Annotated in this window: 16 protein-coding genes; 10 read left to right on the top strand and 6 right to left on the bottom strand. The window is 66.2% G+C overall.

The features are described 5' to 3' along the window. Positions 1-27 precede the first annotated feature (27 nt). Both OHA18_RS37315 and OHA18_RS37310 read right to left on the bottom strand, forming a co-directional pair. Positions 28-1,542 carry a flavin-containing monooxygenase gene (locus OHA18_RS37315; RefSeq protein ID WP_329000085.1) on the bottom strand — a complete coding sequence of 505 codons (1,515 nt, stop codon included), beginning with the start codon at positions 1,540-1,542 and terminating at the stop codon, positions 28-30. A gap of 49 nt (positions 1,543-1,591) precedes the next feature. After that, positions 1,592-2,944 carry an MFS transporter gene (locus OHA18_RS37310; RefSeq protein WP_329000084.1) on the bottom strand — a complete coding sequence of 451 codons (1,353 nt, stop codon included), beginning with the start codon at positions 2,942-2,944 and terminating at the stop codon, positions 1,592-1,594. 139 nt (positions 2,945-3,083) lie between these two features. Here OHA18_RS37310 and OHA18_RS37305 point away from each other — a divergent pair, with 139 nt between their 5' ends. The 4 genes from OHA18_RS37305 (at position 3,084) to OHA18_RS37290 (ending at position 7,454) form a co-directional block, all read left to right on the top strand. Next, the gene (locus OHA18_RS37305) at positions 3,084-4,001 is read left to right on the top strand and encodes an NAD(P)-dependent oxidoreductase (protein ID WP_329000083.1); all 918 of its coding nucleotides are present in this window, start codon (positions 3,084-3,086) and stop codon (positions 3,999-4,001) included. Beyond that, positions 3,998-5,449 carry an aldehyde dehydrogenase family protein gene (locus OHA18_RS37300; protein WP_329000082.1) on the top strand — a complete coding sequence of 484 codons (1,452 nt, stop codon included), beginning with the start codon at positions 3,998-4,000 and terminating at the stop codon, positions 5,447-5,449. The genes OHA18_RS37305 and OHA18_RS37300 overlap by 4 nt, the downstream gene beginning before the upstream one ends. A gap of 225 nt (positions 5,450-5,674) precedes the next feature. Next, positions 5,675-6,649: a glycoside hydrolase family 16 protein gene (locus OHA18_RS37295; protein ID WP_329000081.1), complete on the top strand. Its 975-nt coding sequence runs from the start codon at positions 5,675-5,677 to the stop codon at positions 6,647-6,649. Between the two features lie 58 nt (positions 6,650-6,707). Further along, complete coding sequence (locus OHA18_RS37290) at positions 6,708-7,454, top strand: GntR family transcriptional regulator (RefSeq protein WP_329000080.1); 747 nt, start codon at positions 6,708-6,710, stop codon at positions 7,452-7,454. A gap of 40 nt (positions 7,455-7,494) precedes the next feature. Here the strand turns inward: OHA18_RS37290 and OHA18_RS37285 are convergent, their stop codons facing one another. Both OHA18_RS37285 and OHA18_RS37280 read right to left on the bottom strand, forming a co-directional pair. After that, positions 7,495-8,202 carry a hypothetical protein gene (locus OHA18_RS37285; RefSeq protein WP_329000079.1) on the bottom strand — a complete coding sequence of 236 codons (708 nt, stop codon included), beginning with the start codon at positions 8,200-8,202 and terminating at the stop codon, positions 7,495-7,497. A 415-nt stretch (positions 8,203-8,617) separates the two neighbouring features. Further along, a complete protein-coding gene (locus OHA18_RS37280; protein WP_329000078.1) occupies positions 8,618-9,379 on the bottom strand; it encodes a hypothetical protein in 762 nt (253 codons plus the stop codon). Between the two features lie 518 nt (positions 9,380-9,897). On the opposite strand from OHA18_RS37280, the gene OHA18_RS37275 reads away from it, so the two are divergent. From OHA18_RS37275 to OHA18_RS37260, 4 genes are all read left to right on the top strand, one after another. Further along, the gene (locus OHA18_RS37275; RefSeq protein WP_329000077.1) at positions 9,898-10,404 is read left to right on the top strand and encodes an HAD family hydrolase; all 507 of its coding nucleotides are present in this window, start codon (positions 9,898-9,900) and stop codon (positions 10,402-10,404) included. After that, entirely contained in the window at positions 10,394-12,082 is a 1,689-nt protein-coding gene (locus OHA18_RS37270) for a M4 family metallopeptidase (protein WP_329000076.1), read from the top strand. Before OHA18_RS37275 ends, OHA18_RS37270 begins: the two co-directional genes overlap by 11 nt. Before the next feature lie 141 nt (positions 12,083-12,223). Next, complete coding sequence (locus OHA18_RS37265; protein WP_329000075.1) at positions 12,224-13,720, top strand: matrixin family metalloprotease; 1,497 nt, start codon at positions 12,224-12,226, stop codon at positions 13,718-13,720. 84 nt (positions 13,721-13,804) lie between these two features. Beyond that, positions 13,805-14,230, top strand: coding sequence for a hypothetical protein (locus OHA18_RS37260; protein ID WP_329000074.1), 426 nt, complete (start codon positions 13,805-13,807; stop codon positions 14,228-14,230). Between the two features lie 177 nt (positions 14,231-14,407). Here the strand turns inward: OHA18_RS37260 and OHA18_RS37255 are convergent, their stop codons facing one another. Next, entirely contained in the window at positions 14,408-15,595 is a 1,188-nt protein-coding gene (locus tag OHA18_RS37255) for an amidohydrolase family protein (protein ID WP_329000073.1), read from the bottom strand. Continuing rightward, complete coding sequence (locus OHA18_RS37250) at positions 15,592-16,929, bottom strand: glutamine synthetase family protein (RefSeq protein WP_329000072.1); 1,338 nt, start codon at positions 16,927-16,929, stop codon at positions 15,592-15,594. The genes OHA18_RS37255 and OHA18_RS37250 overlap by 4 nt, the downstream gene beginning before the upstream one ends. 102 nt (positions 16,930-17,031) lie before the next feature. Between OHA18_RS37250 and OHA18_RS37245 the strand changes: the two genes are divergently transcribed. After that, the gene (locus OHA18_RS37245; RefSeq protein ID WP_329000071.1) at positions 17,032-17,166 is read left to right on the top strand and encodes a hypothetical protein; all 135 of its coding nucleotides are present in this window, start codon (positions 17,032-17,034) and stop codon (positions 17,164-17,166) included. Between the two features lie 276 nt (positions 17,167-17,442). Then, positions 17,443-17,907 carry an OsmC family peroxiredoxin gene (locus tag OHA18_RS37240; RefSeq protein ID WP_329000070.1) on the top strand — a complete coding sequence of 155 codons (465 nt, stop codon included), beginning with the start codon at positions 17,443-17,445 and terminating at the stop codon, positions 17,905-17,907. Positions 17,908-17,930 lie beyond the last annotated feature (23 nt).

Genomic DNA, 17,930 nt, shown 5'->3' with positions numbered 1-17,930 from the left:
CCCTCGGGTTTGAGCGGTGCTGCCCGGTCAGCGACCAGATGATGTCGATCGCGAATCGGCGGTTGGCGTGAGGCGCTGAAGGGTTGGGGCGGTCCTGGAGAACCGAACCGATCGTGCGCGGCCGATTCTGGTGAGCAGGTAGTAGAGGCCGAAACCGCGCGGCCAGTTCGTGACGACATTGCCGGTCGCGCCACGGAAGTAGTTGTGCGTCGACAGCAGCGCCGAGTCCTCCCACTGCTTGCTGAGCCATTGCTCGTACGCACGGAAATGGCCGGCCCGAACCTCGGCAACCGTCGACCGCGTCCGGGCCATCCGCTTCACAACTCCGGCGACGAAGGCCATCTGGCATTCGAGGACGAACAGATGTGCCCCACTGCCGTTCGTGTTCGGTCCGTAGAGGATGAAGAAGTTGGGGAACTTGGGCACCATCAGACCCAGGAACGCTGACGCGTCGGCTTGCCAGAAGTCCTGGAGTTCGGTGCGATCGCGGCCGGTGATGCGGATCCCGGAGAGGAACTGCGCGGCCTTGAAACCAGTTGCCAGCAGGATGGTGTCCACCTGGTGCTCGGCGCCGGCTTCGTCGACCACGCTGGATTCCCTGACCTCGGTGATGCCCCGGGGGACGAGCGTCACGTTCGGGCGCTTGAGCGCCGGATAGAAGTCGCTGGACCGGACGAGGCGCTTGCCGTAGACCGGGTAGTCCGGGGTCAGCGCGGCGAGCAGATCAGGACGGTCCGCGAAGCTCTTGCGGAGGAAGTTCTCGGCAACACGCTGTACCGCCCGGTTCTGCGCGGTGCCGATCTTCTTGGCCCGGCCGCCCTTGATCGCGCGGCGGATGCGGTAGAGCGCCTTGAGGCGGTTCCACTGCGCAGCCGACGGCCGGGCTCTTCGCAACCGTTCGTCGTCCGCGAACCGGGTGACGGGCTTGGGCAGGATCCAGCCGGGCTGCCGTTGAAACACGTACAGCTGGTCGACCTGCCCGGCGATCGCCGGAACCAGGGACGCACTCGTCGAACCGGTGCCGACGACGGCAACCTTCTTCTCGCTGAGGTCGAGCTCCTCCCGCCATTCAGCGGTGTGTACGACGTCACCGGTGAACCGGTCGAGTCCCGGCCACGCCGGGATCTGTGGCTCACTGAACAGACCCACCGCCGAGATCACCACGTCGGCCCGGATCGTCGAACCCGAACCGGTGGTGAGTTGATAACCGTCGGCGCGGGTCCATTCGATCGACTCGATGCTGACGCCGAAGCGGATGCGTTCCCTCAGGCCGTACTCGTCGATCACCTCGTCGAAGTACGTCAGCAGCTCCTCGCGGCGGGCGTGGCTGCGACTCCACGGGTAGGGCTTGAAGGAGTACCGGTACACGTCGGATTCGGTGTCGACCTCGGCGCCGGGAAATGCGTTGGACCGCCAGCACCCGCCGGCGTCGGGCAGCCGCTCGTAGATCGTGAAGGACGTGATGCCTTCCTTCCGGAGCTTGACGGCCATTCCGATGCCGGAGAAGCCTGCGCCGATGATCGCGATGCTGGGGGTCCGCATGAACCGTCCTTCGACTCTGGGGATGCTGACTGGTGGAGATGGAGCCTGGCTACGCCGGGCTGTCCTCGAGATCGCCGAACGCTGTCTCCCGGACGCCGAGTGCGACCACGGTGAGAGTGACGAGGCCGCCGAACGCGACGTAGAGGATGAACAGCCAGGGCCGGCCGAGCGTGGAGCTCAGGTACGTTCCGAGCAACGGCGCCGTACCGCCGAACAGCGATGAGGCCAGCGCGAACCCGACACCGCACGCGCTGTACCGGACATGCATCGGGAACTGTTCGGCGAAGACCGCGCTGGTCGGCCCGACGACCGCGGTCAGCGCGAGCATGATCAGTACGCAGGCAAGTACGCCGAGCACCGCGCTGCCGGACTCCAGCATGGCGAACGCGGGGAACATCACCACGGCGAGACTGGCGCCGCCGACGATCAGGACAGGCCGCCGGCCGACGCGGTCCGAGAGGGCGCCCATCGGCACCATGAACAGGATCCAGAGGACGCTGAGCAGGATGCCGAGGGAGTAGGTCGTCGAGGCTGCCATGCCGGCGTACTTCTGCAAGTAGGTCGGCAGGTAGATGAGCAGTCCGTACCCGCCGATGACCTGGGCGAAGACGACGCCGATCACGAGCAGGATCTGCCGCCAGTAGTGCCGGAACGCCAGCAGAACCGGCTGCTTGACCAGGGTGTGCTGCCGGCCGACGAAGGCGGGACTCTCCGGTGCGCCCCACCGCAGCACGAAGACGGTGAGCGCCAGTGGCACCGACAGCAGGAACGGGATGCGGAAGCCGAAACTCTCCACCTGGTGTTCGTTGAACAGCGAGATCAGCTTGGCCGTCCCGACCCCGAGCAGAGTCCCCGCGCCCGAGGCCACGTTCAGGACGGACCCGTAGCGGCCACGTTTCCCGGGCGGAGCGATCTCCGTCAGGTAGGTGAGCAGACCGCCGATCTCACCGCCCGTCGCGATGCCCTGCAACAGCCGTGCCACCGTCAGCCAGATCGGGGCCAGGATGCCGACAGCGGCGTACGTCGGTGCAGCGCCGATGAGGACCGTGGCCACGACCATGACCACGACGCTCATCACCAGCGTGTTGCGCCGGCCGTAGCGGTCCCCGAGGTGACCGAACACGATCGCGCCGATCGGCCGGGCCGCGAACGCGACGGCGAACAGCGTGAACACGTAGAGCAGCCCCGCGACACTGTCGTGCTTGGGGAAGAACGCGGTGGCCAGAATCGGGGCCAGCAAACCGAAGATGTAGAAGTCGTAGAACTCGATCGCGCACGGAAGGATCGCCGACAGCACGGCGCGTCTCCCGCCGAGCTGTTGCACCACGGTCCCGATCTCTGTCCGGCCTGCGTCTCCCGGCGGCCGGCTCACTGCTCTGTCCACGCTGTCGCTGGTCGTCATCTCAGTTCTCCGTTCCCTGGTTACACCAGATGTCAGGGCTGGCAGCCACAGAGAACAACACAGTCCACGGTTCTGTCAATCGGTTGCGCTTCCAAAATAAGAGACATAGCGTGAGAAGCCGACAGAGCGAAGAGGAGTAGTGATGAGCGACTTGGACGGAACCGCGATCGGTTTCGCCGGCCTGGGCAACATGGGGCAACCGATGGCGCTGAACCTGGCCGAGGCCGGGTTCCGGCTGACGGTCTTCGACCCGCGCGCCGAGCGGATGGAGCCCTTCAGGGACCTGGGTACGACGATTGCGGCCTCGCCGGCCGATCTGCTGTCCGGTGCCGACATCGTGGTCACGATGCTTCCGGACACCCCGGACGTGGAGAGCGTGGTCACCGGACCGGATGGCATCGCGAGCCTCGGCAGGCCCGGTTTGGTGCATCTGGAGATGAGCACGATCATCCCGTCTGCCTCGAAGCGGTTCGCGGATCTGCTCGAGGCCCGGGGGATGCGGTTCGTCGATGCCGCGGTCGGACGGTCGGCCCTGCACGCAGCGCGCGGCGAGAGCCTGTTCATGGTCGGCGCCCACGATGCCGACCTGGCGCTGGTCCGGCCGTTGCTCGAGGCAATGGGAGACACGATCGTGCATTGCGGTCCGCCAGGGTCGGGTATCGCGATGAAGATCGTGAACAACTTCCAGGGCAACGTTCAAGCGCAGGTGACCGCGGAAGCTCTGGTGCTGGGCGCCCGGCTGGGGCTGACCGTCGACCGCATGGTTGAGGTCATGTCCGGCACCTTGTCCGTGAACGGATTCCTGACCGGGTACTACCCGGTGAAGGCGCTGGCCGGCGACGTGGAGCCGGGCTTCGCGCTCAGACTGGCGAACAAGGACTTGTCGATCGCGGTGAATCTGGCCGCGGAGCTCGGCGTACCGGTCACGGCGGGTGCCAGTGCGCAGGCCTGCGTCGAGGCCGCTTGCGCGGAGTACGGCGAGAAGGATGTCACCGCTCTCCTCGATGCTGCGGCGGATGGCGCAGGCATCCTGGCGCCGCGGATGGCCAAGGCATGAGCGGCGGTCCGGAGGTTCTGGTGGCGGGGAAGTGGTCGGTGGGGGAGGGTGCCCCCATCACCGCGATCGACCCGTACACGGAGAAGACCCTCGCGGCCATCCCCACCGCGAGCGCCGGCCAGGTCCGGGAGGCAGTTGCCGCCGCCCGGCGTGCGACGACCGAGGGCGCCTGGGCCCGCCTCAGCGCCACTGACCGCAGCCGTCTCCTGCATCGAGTCGTCGACGTTCTGGACCGGGACCGCCTCCTGCTCGCGGACATCGTGACCGCGGAGACGGGATCGCCGATCACGTTGAGCACGATGCTCCAGGTGGAGCCGATGCTCGAGCACCTGGCCTGGTACGCCGACGCCGCCGCCCGCGGGCCGCGGGGTGGATACGAACAGGGCTTGCCGTTGCGGGGCGATGTGTCCACAAGCATCCTGGTCCGCGAGCCCATCGGAGTCGTGGCCGCGCTCACGCCGTACAACGCCCCGCTGGTGACGGCGGCGTGGAAGGTCGGCGGCGCTCTCGCCGCCGGGTGCGCCGCGATCCTCTTGCCATCCCCTCGTGCCGCGTTGACGTCGCTGGCCTGGGCCCGGTTGGTCTGCGAGGCCGATCTTCCCGAGGGAGCGTTCTCCTTCCTCATCGGCGAGGCGCCCGTCGGCCAGGCGCTGACCGAGAGCGAGGACGTCGACATGGTGACGTTCACCGGGTCCAACGCCGTCGGGCGTCAGGTGATGCGGCAGGCAGCGGGAACCTTCAAGCGGTTGGTGCTCGAACTCGGTGGCAAGAGCCCGAACATCGTCCTGCCCGGAGTGGATATCGACGCCGTGGCCGGTCCTTCGGCGCTCCGATTCCTGCGCAACGCCGGTCAGACCTGCGGAGCGACGACCCGGACCTTCGTGCCTCGCGCCGATTACGAGGAATTCGTCCAAGCGACGAGGGATTTCCTGCCGAGTGTGGTGGTGGGTGACCCCTCGGATCCGCGCACGGTGGTCGGCCCTCTGATCTCCGCCGAGCACCGCGAGCGCGTCGAGGGCTACGTCGACCGCGCGCTGGCCGCCGGCGGTGTGCTCGAGGCCGGCGGCGGACGCCCTGCGCAGGAGCACGGCTTCTTCCTGAACCCGACCGTGATCGGTGGGGTGACCAACGATTCCGAGATCGCCCGCGACGAGCTGTTCGGCCCGGTCGGTGTGGTGATCCCGTACGACGACCTCGACTCGGCCGTTGCCATGGCCAACGATTCTCGCTACGGCCTGAGCGCCAACGTCTGGGGACCGCCGCCGGAGGCCGTCAAGGTCGCCCGGAGAATCCGCTCCGGAACAGTCAACGTCAACGGCGGCAACGGCGGTCTGCGCCCCGACGCCCCCTTCGGCGGCTACCGCCAGAGCGGGATCGGCCGGGAAGCCGGCGAAGAAGGCTTCCTGGAATTCTTCGAACCAAAACAACTCCAGGTCCCTCTCCGCTGACCCCGCCACTGCGCGAGTGGTAAATACCATCTCGGCGGGTATAAACCGCTGCCATCAATGGTGGTATTGACCAGTGCGCAGGCAGCGATCTCGCACCGAATAGTCTCTTATGCTGAGTCCGTTCGAAAAGTTCGCCGGAACTCTTGCAGTTCACTCCGGTGGCATTCATGCTCGACCAGACGCGGGCTTCCGCCCATCCTTGCCGCGAAGGAGATCCGAAGAGCCATGTCACGTCAGCGAACGACCATCTTCCTCGCCACCGCCGCGACGATCGCCTCGATGGTGAGCGGCGCCTCTGCTGCCGTCGGTTCGACCGATCAGGCCGGCCATGGGTCAGGCAAGTGCGGCGTACTGTTCGACGACTTCCAGTACGCCTCGGCCACCGACCCTGCGCTCGCCGATCACGGCTGGAATGCGCGCAGTGAAATGGGTGGCCCAGGCGTGCCGGGCACCGCCTGGCCGGCGAGCAACGTCTCCTTCGTCACCACCGGCGGCCGGAAGGTCGCCCAGCTCCGGGCAACGACGGACGGCACGGTCGCCGGCACGACCAACTCCGAGCTCCGCCGGACCACCATGAATCTGCGGAACGGCACCTATGCCACCCGCGTCCGGTACGCCGACAGCCCGGCCACCGGAACGGACGGCGACCACATCAACGAGACCGCGTTCGCCATCGGCCCGACGAAGTTCGACTACGACCCGATCTACAGCGAGCTCGACTTCACCGAGTACCTGCCGAACGGAGGTTGGGGCGAGACCGGCCCCATCAACTTCCAGACGAGCTGGCACACCTTCCGAGAGGACCCGTGGGACGCGCGGACCGCCGAGAGCCGGCAGGAGAAGTCGCTCGACGGCTGGCACACCTATGTCACCCAGGTAGGCAACGGCCACGCGAGATACTACATCGACGGCAAGCTCACGGCCGATCACACCGTCGACCAGGACGGCAACACCATCCTGCCCCGTCAGGACATGAGCATGAACTGGAACCTGTGGTTCATCGATCTGGACGGGCACCAGGGCACGGCAACAAGTGAGTACCGCGAGCAGGTCGATTGGGCCTACTACGCCAAGAACGAGACCGTCTCGCCCGCACAGGCCGACGCCCGCGTGGAGAAGTACCGCAAGCATGACACCACCTACCAGGACTCCCTGAGCGACACCGGGAGCTGCAAGAACTATCAGCCGCCGGAACACTGAGCTCTGCCGCGAGCGGCGTAGCATACGGACCCTCCGGCATAACTAAGGATGGGTCCTCGTGGTAGGGAGCCTGCGGAAACGAGATCGGGCGCGCGAGCACCTGCTCGGGCTGGTCGAGTCGCGAGTGGTCGGTCAGCCGATACCCTCCGAGCGCCAGCTGTCCGCCGAGCTCGAGATCTCCCGACCCACCCTCCGAGCCGTGGTCGACGACTTGGTTCGCGATGGCTGGCTGGTTCGCGAGCACGGCCGCGGCATGTTCGTCGGTAGCCCCAAGGTCGCTCAACAGATCAGCGGCACCCACGGAGCGACCTATCCGACCGCACCCGGAACCTGGACCAGCAGGGTTCTCAGCCACGGCACGATCCAAGCCGGCACGTTGATCGGCAGCAGACTCCGGGTCACACCGAATACCGCCGTACTGCGGATCGCCAGGCAACGCTTCGTCAACGGCGACCCGATCTGTCTGGAGACCATCCACGTACTGCAGGAGATCGTCCCCGAGTTCGACGTGCGGGTGATCGAGCAGAACTCGTTCTACGCGTTGCTCGAAGAACGCTACGGCGTGATCCCGACCGACGCCGAACAGACCCACGGCGCAGCAGCAGCCGACGCCACCGAGTCCGCCCTGCTCGGCCTCGCTCTGGAGGCTCCGATCCTGCTCCTGGAACGAATCACCCGCGACCAGCACGGCCGCAGATTCGAGTTCACCCGCGCCGCCTACCGCGGCGACCGATACCAAATCAGAACCCACCTGACTCTCTCCACGCCCCCAAGCAATTCCCCGAACGCCGACTCGGACGCCTGACCCACCACCGGTTGAAGAGAGCCGGTGGCGGGTCACGCTCCTACTCGCCCACGAGCGGGTCGTTGGTTGCGGTCGCCCAGCGGAAGTACGCCGGGTCGTTGAACGTGCCGGAGACCTTGCCGAGGCCCTGGATGACCGTCGCAGTGCCGTTCGCGTGTCCGACGGCGTACAGGTAGGCCGATTGGGTGTCCTTGTCGATGCCGAGCAGCAGGGTGCCCTGGTTGCCACACTTCTGTGCGATCAGGAATTCGAAGCCCTGCCAGGTACGGGTGCGTACCGGTTTGACGACTGGCTTCATCGGCGACGTCGTCGGGATGTGAACCGTGTAGAGCGCGCCGCCCCGGGTGTTCGCGAGGAACGTGTCGTAGGTCCGGGTCTTGCTGATCAACGTCATCGCCTTCACCGACGCGAAGCCCGGTGACGTGCCGGTGACGCTCCAACCCCCGCTGGTGGAGGTCCATCTGAAGAGCACGCCGTCGCCGTTCAGCCCGTAAAGCTTCGTGCGCGCGGAGGTTCCCTCCCGATAGCGGGACTCCTCGAATGCGACGATGTCACGGTATGCGCCGGGGTCGACCTCGCGGCCGATCGAGTCCGGGTCGAGTTCTCGGCCGTTCGCGAGCGTGTAGCCGCTGTAGGTCAGGGTCCCGCCGATGATCACATGGCCCGCGACATAAACCCCGCCGGGAGTCGGTGAGGTGAACATCGAACCGCTGAGCCGTACCTGATCGCGGAACAGGCCGGGCGCCACAACACGATCGTTCGTTCTCGTCGGTGGCGAGTTGGCAGTAATGCGCTGTGACCTGTGATCACCTCCAGCCGTGACCGACCCCAGATCCATCGTGCACTTGCCGGCGCTTGCATCGCCGGTGGTCGTCGTGACAGCGTCCGCGGTTCCGGGGAACAAGCCGACGGCCAACAGTGCGGCCGCACTCAGTAGTACGACCGAGCCTCGGCGGACAATCCCTTGCTTACCTCGCATGTCGCAACCTCTCGTGACCTGACCCCCAGGTTGCGAGCTCCATGCCAGCAGCAGATCGTCACCCAGCTTGATGCAGCGGAGCCGATGAAAGTTGCGCAGTCGTGCCCGAACGGCCAACGTGGGCAGGATTTCTGCCTCACTACCGCGAAGCTGGTACGTGCGGTCTCGGTAGTTCGCGTCCAGGTCAGATCGTGGACTTGGCGATCAAGTGCTCGAGGACCCGTCGGGTCTTGCTGACCTGGCTGTCGTCGACCGGCAATTGCTTCTGCTGCATGAAGGCAGTCAGCGCGGCCTGCGCGGCAACGGCGGCCTTCGGCTTGGCGACGATCGACAGCTCCAGGAAGTCCAGTCCGTCGACCCGCCAGCGTTCGCCTCGCACCTTTGATGTCAGGCCGTCGATGGTGAACTCCTCGAACCGGGTGGCGGTGATCGGTGGCAGCATGCTGACCGCCGCAAGGTTGACCCGGCCTACGCTGCAGGTCGCGAGGAAGTCGAGTTGCTTCTTGCTGAACAGCTCGGTGACCGGCCGGCCATCGGCCGACGCAGTGGCCAGCCGCGAGTCCGACCACTTCACGGTCATCGACGCCGCAAGCGACCGCTTCTCGCCCGCCCAGTCCGCCTCGATCTTCAGGTCCTCGACGTTGTCTCCGTCGGCATCGACGTTCTCGAAGTACTCCGGATCGAGTTGGGACCAGCGACTGGGCCGGAGCTTGATCGTCGAGTCGCCGGCCGTCGCGGTCTTCCCGCGCACCCGGAGTACGACGCCGATGTCGAGCAACGCTGTAGACGCGGCGGCATCGGTGATGTCCTCACAGAACACCACCGTCCAGGGATCACCGCCCTGAAGCTCGAGGCGTTCGATCGCCTTCTCGACGTGCCGTGCCGCGGCTGCCGGATCATGCGCGTCGGCCAGCGTGACCTTGATTTCCACCTTCTCTGGACGCACCTCGTCCACCCCCCAATGAATGCGCCGGCCGCACCCGCCCCAGGTCCAGCGGCCGCACGTCAGATTTCCACACTCCTCTGAGCGCCAACCAGCGTCAAGGTTGCACATGGTTGACCCCCAGCGGCTCAGTGACGCTTCACGAGTGCGCGCGAAATCGAGAGACATGCACCCCGTCCGTCGGCGACTTTCGTTCCTCGTATTGAGGAGACCGCCTCAATGGTGCCAGGCGTGAACGGGGTTCTGTTGGCAAGGTCTGTTCTGCTCAGTGGCGCAGGTGAATTACCTCCGCCGGTCAATCGATTTGCTGTATTTTACCTGCGGTCTTGCTTGTTTTCTGGGTGAGTGGGACGCTCAAATCGACGTTCGTGTCGCGGGGGATCATTCGGCTCGGTTGGAGCCAGGGGGAGTGCCGTCGGCCGCAGGAGAGGCGTGCTGCCGGCGCTCGAGGTGTCACGGGAGGACCTCGTCCGGCCTTTGATCTGGTGCGGCTTCGCTTGCGGCAGCTCGGGGGAGGGCTGATGAGTCAGAAGCTGGCGGTTTTCTTCGATATCGGGGACACGTTGGCGAGCGCGGTGATGGACGGGACGCGTCTGTCTCGCCTCGATGTCTATCCGTTCGTGTCTGAGGTGTTGACCAGGCTGCGGGCCGGAGACGTCGCGCCCCCGGCCGCGGTGGGTCTCATTTCGAACACGGGCAACGAAACCGCAGTCACGATGAAGAACGTGCTGGGCGCCGCCGGTTTGCTTGCTCTCGTCGACACAGAATTGTGCCTCTTCAGCTCCATCGAGGGCGTGGACAAAACACAGCCGGAGATGTTCGAGCGCGCCCGTGATCGTGCGGCGTTACCTGCCTCCAAGTGCGTGTTTGTCGGTGAGGACGCACAGGAACGACGTACGGCGGCCTCCGTCGGCTTTTTGGTGTCGCCACATCCGCTGCACGCCCTCCATATGGTTGCGGCGGATTTCGCCGTACATCCGACAGAGCTGACCGGAAGGAAAGACCGCCATGCCCGCAATGCCAACTGACGTCGGCAACGGACTGAATTCCGTCTCGTTGCACAGTTCGGACGAGTCCTGGTCCGGAGTGATCGAAGAACTGGAACAAGAACGGTCCGTGCGGCCCGGTTTGCGTCCGGAGGGCGCCGAAACCGCAAGCGAGGTCGATCCGGAGACCGCGGCGCGTCGTTTCCTGGACCAGGCTGTCGCCAGTGCTGATGTCCCGGCGTTCACGGCCCCGTCGCGCAACCGGGACCGCCAATTCAGGATCATCGGCACCGAGACGGTCCCACTCACCGGAACCCGGACTGTGAAGTTTCGGCAGGTGCTGGACGACATCCCGATCTACGGATCGCTCGTGACGGTCGAGCTCGACGATACGAACAGTCTGATCGGCATCGACGCTGCGCTCGGCGAACCACAACACCTCAACCCGGTGGCGAGCGTGTCGCCGGCCGCTGCCTTGGACGCTGCTGCCGATGTGCGGGACGGATATCGGCCCACGCTGACCAGCGTCGTCCCGCGGTTGAACTACTACTACGACGTGAAGAACGCCCGTTGGCGGCTCGTCTACATCCTCGAGGACGTGCCGGTGCGGTTGGATCGGAGTGTTGAGGCATCGCAGGATCGTGACAGTGCACTGGAGCCGCCGCACTTTGTCGACTATGTGGTGGACGCACACAGCGGTGAGGTCGTCACGATGCTGCCGCGGACGCCGAGTATGGCGCCGGTGGAGCAGACGGCAGTCGACACCTTCGGCGTCAAGCAGACGTTCCTCGCGTCGCCTGGTGGCGGTGTGCTGGTGATGGTCGACCCGGATCACAAGGTCGAGACCTACGACTTCACGTTCCAGGACCCAACGGTCGACGTCTTGCCAGGCAGCTTGATCAGCGATCCCCCGGAGTGGACGCCGGCCGGTGTGAGCGCCCATGTGAACGCGATTGCAGTGTCGGAGTTCCTCCGCACGGTGCTGCGTCGGGACAACATCGACGGCAGCGGCGGGAGCATGAGGTCGACCATCAACTGTGTGGTCGAGGAAGACAGCCCCGGTCCCCAGCAGTGGGTCAACGCGTTCTGGAACGGCGAGCAGATGGTGTACGGCCAGGTGCTGCGGGCCGACGGGCTCCGGTCGCTGTCGGCCAACGTCGACGTGGTTGCCCACGAGATGTTCCACGGCATCACCGACCACACAGCCCGACTGGAGTACGCCTTCCAGCCGGGGGCGCTGAACGAGTCGATGTCCGACATCTATGGCGTCTATGTCTCGAACCTCGGCAAGGCCGATCCGCGGAGGTGGGACTGGGAACTGGGCGAGAAACTTCTCCCTGGGGACAGGCCGTTCCGTGATCTGTCGGATCCGCCTCGCTTCGGGCAGCCAGATCACATGAGGGATTTCAAGGTCCTGCCCGACACGAGGAAAGGCGATTGGGGCGGCGTACACGTCAACAGCGGAATCCACAACAAGGCTGCCTTCAACATGTTCACCGCGGAAGACAATGCCGGCAATCTGGTTCTTGACCCGGAGGAGGTGGCTGCGGTGCTCTATCTCGCGTTGACGCAGCGGCTGTCGCGTACTTCCCAGTTTGCCGACAGCCGGCGCTTCACGGTCTCCAGCGCACGAAGCCTGTTCCGCCAACTGCCGCCGGAGGACCGCGATCGCAAGATCGCGGCGGTGGATGCGGCCTTCGCCGCAGTCGGTATCGCCTGACCACGAGCTACTCGGACCATGGCGGCGATGTCCGTCCAAGCGGGTCGTGCGGCTGATGCAGACCGCCGACCCGCAGAGCCAGGTGTCCTCGACACAGGGCTGCGAGCGTCAAATTCTGTCAACGGGGACGGGGGATTTCTCATGAGCGAAGATGGGCTCTTCTCGGTGGATGCTGTCAATCTCCGGCGTGGAGCAACGACGCCGGTCGTGAGTGCGCTGCACGCGTACCTAGGTCGATTCGGCTGGCTCCGGCTACCGAGCCAGGAGCGGGTCGTGGCAGATCACGACGAGTTGCCGGAGGTGGAGCCTGGTCGTTTCGACGAAGGCACCGAGGCCGCTGTCACTGAGTTTCAGCGTTTCTATGGTCTTCCGGTGACGGGCGACTTGAACCCGGAGACGGTCGCCCTGATGCGTCGGCCCCGATGCGGTGTCCCCGACAAACCACCCGAGCGCCACGGCGGGCCGGCCGAGTTCGCCGCCTTGGGGACGAAGTGGCAGAACCTCCGTCCGGGCTATCACTTGAACAGCGGCACGGCCGATCTTTCCGACGCCAGCGTAGTGAACGCGCTGCAGTACGCGTATCGAAGCTGGTGCCTCGTCGCGCAGATCGCTGCCCACCGCGTGTCTTCCGGCGCGGACATCGAGGTTAGCTTTGCGACCGGTGATCACGGCGACGGAACCAACAACGCGTTCGACGGGCCGGGGAACGTACTGGCACATGGCTTTCCTCCACCGTCCGGAGCCGGCAGCGCGATTGACGGGGACCTGCACTTCGACGACGACGAGACGTGGACGCGTGATCTGCCGCCGACGGGAATCGACCTCGACACTGTCGCTCTCCACGAGGCCGGCCACACGCTCGGCCTCGACCATTCGGCAGTGGCCAATGCCGTGATGTTTGCCTTCTACGGTGGGGGCCGCCGGACGCTGACCGACGACGACATCGCTGGGATTCGCTCGCTCTATCGGACGCGCGAGCGGAATGTCTTCAGCAACTTCGACGCGGCTGTCGAGGGCGAAGGACCTTTCAAGGGCAAGGGGTACTTCTTCTACGGCTTCCGCTACCTGCGCTACGACTTCGCCGATGACCTGCCGGACGCTGGATACCCGCTGCACATTGTCCCTCTCTGGCGCGACCTCCCGGACGGTTGGGGCTTTCCGCGTGGGTTTGACGCCGCGCTGAACGGCCAGAACGCATTCGCCGGAAAGTTGTACATATTCAGGGGCGACCAGTACGTCCGGTACGACTGGGCCAAGGACATGACGGACCCCGGCTATCCGCTGTCGATCGCGAACGAGTGGAAGGGATTGCCGCCCGAGTTCACGACCGGCCTCGACTCTGCCGTCACCGGCAAGGGACCATTCGCGGGTAAGGCCTACTTCTTCAAGGGCGACCAGTACGTGCGGTACGACTGGGCGACCGACCAGACCGACCCCGGCTATCCGAAGTCGATCGCGGCTATGTGGCCGGGCCTGCCACCGGCATTCACCTCTGGCATCCAGGCTGCAATCAACGGCCAGGGCATCTATGAGGGAAAGGTCTATCTGTTCAAGGGAGCGAACTACGCAAGCTACGACTGGGCAGCCGATCGCGGGGATCCAGGTTATCCGCTGCCGATCGAGTTCAACTGGTTCTGACCGCCCAGCGAAGGGGGAACCACAATGGCTCCAAGGGATGACATCGCTCACCTGGCGGGCAGCCAGGTTCGCTTCACGGCTGACATGGCCCTGGAAGACGTCATGCAGCGTCGGCTCCGCTATCACCTGCTTCGCCTCACCGTCGTCGGCGTCACACAAGAGGACCTCAAGGAGCTCGGCGAACTCGGCCGCCTGGCATTCGAGGACTCTGACGTGAGCGCGCAGGCGGCCAGGATCATGGAGCGTGCGAGCGCGAGCCCGCTGGCGTTCGCCATCGCCGACATCGTCCAGCAGACGCCGCACACGCCAGGCCCGCTCGGACCGAAGGCGGCGATGCTCGGCGCTGTGCTCGGCGCGTACGCCTCATTGCAGGAGGTCGACGAGGTCGACCAGGTCGTCGTCGCCACCCTGGGCGCCGTCGGCGGTGCAGTGGCCATGACGGCGAGCAACTTGCTCCTGAACAACCTTGAACAGGTGGGCCAGACTGAGTATCTCCGCATGGACGACTGACACGTAGCGCTTTCCGGCGTCCTCGAGGGTGGTTCAGGTGCCGGCGAGATGGTCGGCCAGCCACAGAGCGAGTGCGGCCGTTGTGAGGCTGGGGTTTGCCGCGGGACAGGCGTGCAGTTGGTGTCGCGGCTCGACCGCCGCCGGTATCCGTGCGGCGAGTGCTTCCTCGATCACTGTCTACTCCAGACCGTATGCGCGAACGGCGTTGCCGCGCCCCAGCATTTCGACGTAGCGACGCGCGTCGGCCGCGCCGATCAGATCGTCGGCCAGCCACTCGTCGACCACCCGGCCGACGGCCCGGCGCCAGAGCCACGATCCGCACGCGTACAGCTCGGGCAGACCGAACGCGTCCGAGGCGTAGAGCACCTTGTGCATCGGCGCGATCTCCAGCGACTCCCGCACCAGCGTCTGGCTGGACGGGCCGGTATGGCTGACGGCGGAACTGGTGTCCAGCCAAACGTGCGGGAAGAGCTGCGCGAGAATCCCGGCCTGACGGATGTACGGGTAGCAGTGCAGCAGCATCAGCCGAGCGCCCGTCGTACGTGTCGCGTGCGCGAACCCGGTGAGGTGGGACGGATCGCAGCGGTGCAGCACGATGTCCGGGTCGCCGTAGCCGACGTGCAATTGGATCGGTTGACGGAGTTCCACCGCGCGCCACAACAAGTGCCGCAGCAGCACTGGGTCCGCGAGACGCGTCGGTGAGCCTGCCTCGATTGCCGTCAGCCAGCGGCCCGCTGCCGCGGTTACCTGAGCAGGTTCCGGTGCGGCCGGGTCGAAGTCGAGACCGTGCCGGTAGGCGATGATCGACTTGACGCCAACGGCATTTGCGGCGGCCGCCTCGAGGGCGTCGTCGAACGCACTGGCGAAGCCGGCGGCAGTACAGTCCGGCGCGATCGACTCGGCGAGCGCTTCCAGGCGCACGATCTCCTCGGTAGCCGCGCCGGTCAGCGTCGCCATCTCGTCCGGTGTCGTGATGGTCGAAGCCCGAAAACCGGTGTCGAGCAGGTACCGCTCGGTTCCGCTCGAAGCCAGTAACCGCGCGCTGACCTCCGTGCCGCCCAGCTCGCCGCGGCGCCGAAGATATTCCTCCGCGGTGCAATGCCGCGGCAGGTCGAGCAACGGCGCGCACACCGAGCGCACCGTGATCCCGAACGGGTTGTCGAACACCGACGTGCCGGGTGGGGCAGGCCAGTCCGATTCGGTGGCAAGCAGCTCCACCTCCGCATCGGTCGCAGTGCCGGTCTGTACGCCGTGGCAGTGGTGGTCGATCAGCGGCAACACGGCGGCGAGCTCGGCGACGCTTTCACCAGCCCGCATAACCGGCAGGGCTGCCGTGGCGTCCGGGATCGCTCCTTGATCGCTCATGCCGACCACGCGAACCGCAACCGGTCGGCCACTGCGGACGGATCCTGTCCTTCGAAGGCGGTCACCTCGTGCCGCCGTACGGCCAGCAGCGCGGACAGCAGGCCAGCGCCGAGTATGTGTTCGGCCTGGGCCGACTGCCGGAGCGCGTCCAGCGCCGCGGTCTGGTCGGTAGGCAGTGTCCGGTGCTGCGCGTCGGCCGGATGAGTGGTGGCCTCGGCCGGCAGCGGGGTCCTGCGCCGCAGTCCGTCCACGATCAATCCGAGCACGACCGCGGTCGCGAGGTAGGGGTTGGCGGACGGGTCGACACATTTGACCTCGATGTTGGGGCTGCCTGCCTCGACCGCGCACAGACGCACCGCGGCCTCGCGGTTCTCCAGTCCCCAGCAGGCAAACGCGCCCGACCAGTGCCCGGGAAGCAGCCGCTGACCCGACAGCACGGACCCGGCGAGCACGCCAACCACGCCGGGCAGCCCGGCGAGGATGCCGCCGATCGCCGACTCGCCCTCCACGGTCAGCCCGTGCGGTCCGGGCCCTCCGGACAGCATCGGCGTACCGTCGCGATCGAGCGAGACATGGATGTGGGCCCCGTTGCCGCTGCCACCCGCGAACGGCACCGGCGAGAACGACACGGCAAGCCCTGCGCGGCGCGCCGCGCGGCCGATCACGATGCGTGCCAGTACCACCATGTCGGCCGCGGCGACCGGATCGGTTGGGGAGAAGGAGATTTCGTACTGGTCGTCGCCGTACTCGGCATGGCACTGCTCGACGTCGAGCCCGGCGGTTCGGCAGTCGTCGAGCAGTCGCAGGAGGAAGTCCTCCCGGTCCAGCACTGCGGTCAGGCCGTAGCAGTTCCACGGGCGTTCGGTCAGCGCCGCGCCGTCGGCGGCGGTGAGTACGAACTCGACCTCGCAGCCGACGGTAGCGGTCACGTCGAGTGACCCCAACTCGTCCACCGTTTCCCGTAGCCGCCCGCGTGTGCACAGCGGCGAAGGCGAGCCGGACTGTTCATGGAACTCCGCCGGGGCCCAGGCCAGCCCGCCGCCGAGCACGCGTAGCGCGCGCAGGTCGGGACGCAGCCGCTGGTCACCGAGCACGCCCAGCTCAGGCGTGAATGCGATGCCGTTGTCGATGCAGAAGACATGCCAGCTCGGTGCCGCCCCCAGCCCGGACCGGTGCGTCTCCGCGATCTTCTCGCGCGGCACGAACTTCGCGCGAGGCACGCCACCGGGATCGACGGCGGTGACCGCGAGCGCGGTGACCGCGGCCCGGGTGAGGTCGGCGTCGAGCTCAACGAGCTCGCCATCGCCGAAGACGGGAAGGAGATGCGAGGTCATAGAAGAGACCGTCTCACCTCACCCACCGGTTGACCTCGTACGACCCGACGAGACGGCCTCGCGTGTCTCGTGGCGGCGGACCGAAGTCGTACCGCTCTGAAGGTGCCGGAGTCGGTATCGGCCCAGGACATCCGGAAGATGGTGCAGGAGCCGGGCGACATGACGGCGGCGCTCGACCAGGCCGACGCGAGCGAGATGCGAGCGCTGTATGAAGCGCTAGGCCTGCAAGTGAGTTAGAACCACGAGACCAGAACGGCTGAAGTCGCCGTAAGCCCTGCTCGGCGTGGGTTAACGATGGTGTCCGAGGAGGACCACGCGCCTTGATCACACGCGGAGAGATCAGCATCTGACGAGAATCCAGGTCGGTGTACCCGGCCACGCCCGGGGATCTGGCCCGGGGATATGGCCCGGGGTCTCCCGGGCGCGATGGGGCTCTGCGCGGCATGACAGTTGTGTCAGGCAAATCCGCAGCCGCGGGTCCCGTCCGCATCGATGATTGAAGGAGCGTCCCAGATGACAGCAGTACAGCGAACGGCGCAGGTTGACTGGACAGGAAGCATCGCCAGGGGTTCCGGGGTCACCTCGGGAGGAAGCGGCGCGATCCGGGACCTGCCGGTCACGCTGGCATCGCGTTTCGGTGAGCCGGCAGGCAAGACCAGCCCTGAGGAGCTCATCGCGGCGGCGCACGCAGGTTGCTTCGCCATGGCGCTGGGCTCTGTACTTGCGGGACACGGGACGCCTCCGGAGTTCCTACAGGTCATCGCCACCGTCACGCTGGAGACCTCAGGCGACCCAACGATCGTCTCGAGCCTGCTCGACGTCCGTGCTCTAGCCCCTGAAGCCGATGCCGCATCGCTCGAGCGGGCAGCCCATGAGGCCGAACGTAGCTGTCCAGTCTCGCGAGCCTTGGAGGGAAATGTCGAGATCCGGGTCCACGCCACGCTGGACCAGCCGTCCGCCTCTCCGACACCGATGTGATGCGACAACATCGACCCGACTGG

Source organism: Kribbella sp. NBC_00709 (assembly GCF_036226565.1).
Classification (GTDB): domain Bacteria; phylum Actinomycetota; class Actinomycetes; order Propionibacteriales; family Kribbellaceae; genus Kribbella.
This window is presented reverse-complemented; position numbering and strand designations above follow the sequence as displayed.

Excerpts from the sequence above, each read along its gene's own strand:
- OHA18_RS37270 (WP_329000076.1), top strand. The coding sequence starts at position 10,394 with ATGCCAACTGACGTCGGCAACGGACTGAATTCCGTCTCGTTGCACAGT.
- OHA18_RS37315 (WP_329000085.1), bottom strand. The coding sequence starts at position 1,542 with ATGCGGACCCCCAGCATCGCGATCATCGGCGCAGGCTTCTCCGGCATC.
- OHA18_RS37250 (WP_329000072.1), bottom strand. The coding sequence starts at position 16,929 with ATGACCTCGCATCTCCTTCCCGTCTTCGGCGATGGCGAGCTCGTTGAG.
- OHA18_RS37275 (WP_329000077.1), top strand. The coding sequence starts at position 9,898 with ATGAGTCAGAAGCTGGCGGTTTTCTTCGATATCGGGGACACGTTGGCG.
- OHA18_RS37260 (WP_329000074.1), top strand. The coding sequence starts at position 13,805 with ATGGCCCTGGAAGACGTCATGCAGCGTCGGCTCCGCTATCACCTGCTT.
- OHA18_RS37265 (WP_329000075.1), top strand. The coding sequence starts at position 12,224 with ATGAGCGAAGATGGGCTCTTCTCGGTGGATGCTGTCAATCTCCGGCGT.
- OHA18_RS37295 (WP_329000081.1), top strand. The coding sequence starts at position 5,675 with ATGTCACGTCAGCGAACGACCATCTTCCTCGCCACCGCCGCGACGATC.
- OHA18_RS37310 (WP_329000084.1), bottom strand. The coding sequence starts at position 2,944 with ATGACGACCAGCGACAGCGTGGACAGAGCAGTGAGCCGGCCGCCGGGA.
- OHA18_RS37255 (WP_329000073.1), bottom strand. The coding sequence starts at position 15,595 with ATGAGCGATCAAGGAGCGATCCCGGACGCCACGGCAGCCCTGCCGGTT.
- OHA18_RS37300 (WP_329000082.1), top strand. The coding sequence starts at position 3,998 with ATGAGCGGCGGTCCGGAGGTTCTGGTGGCGGGGAAGTGGTCGGTGGGG.
- OHA18_RS37240 (WP_329000070.1), top strand. The coding sequence starts at position 17,443 with ATGACAGCAGTACAGCGAACGGCGCAGGTTGACTGGACAGGAAGCATC.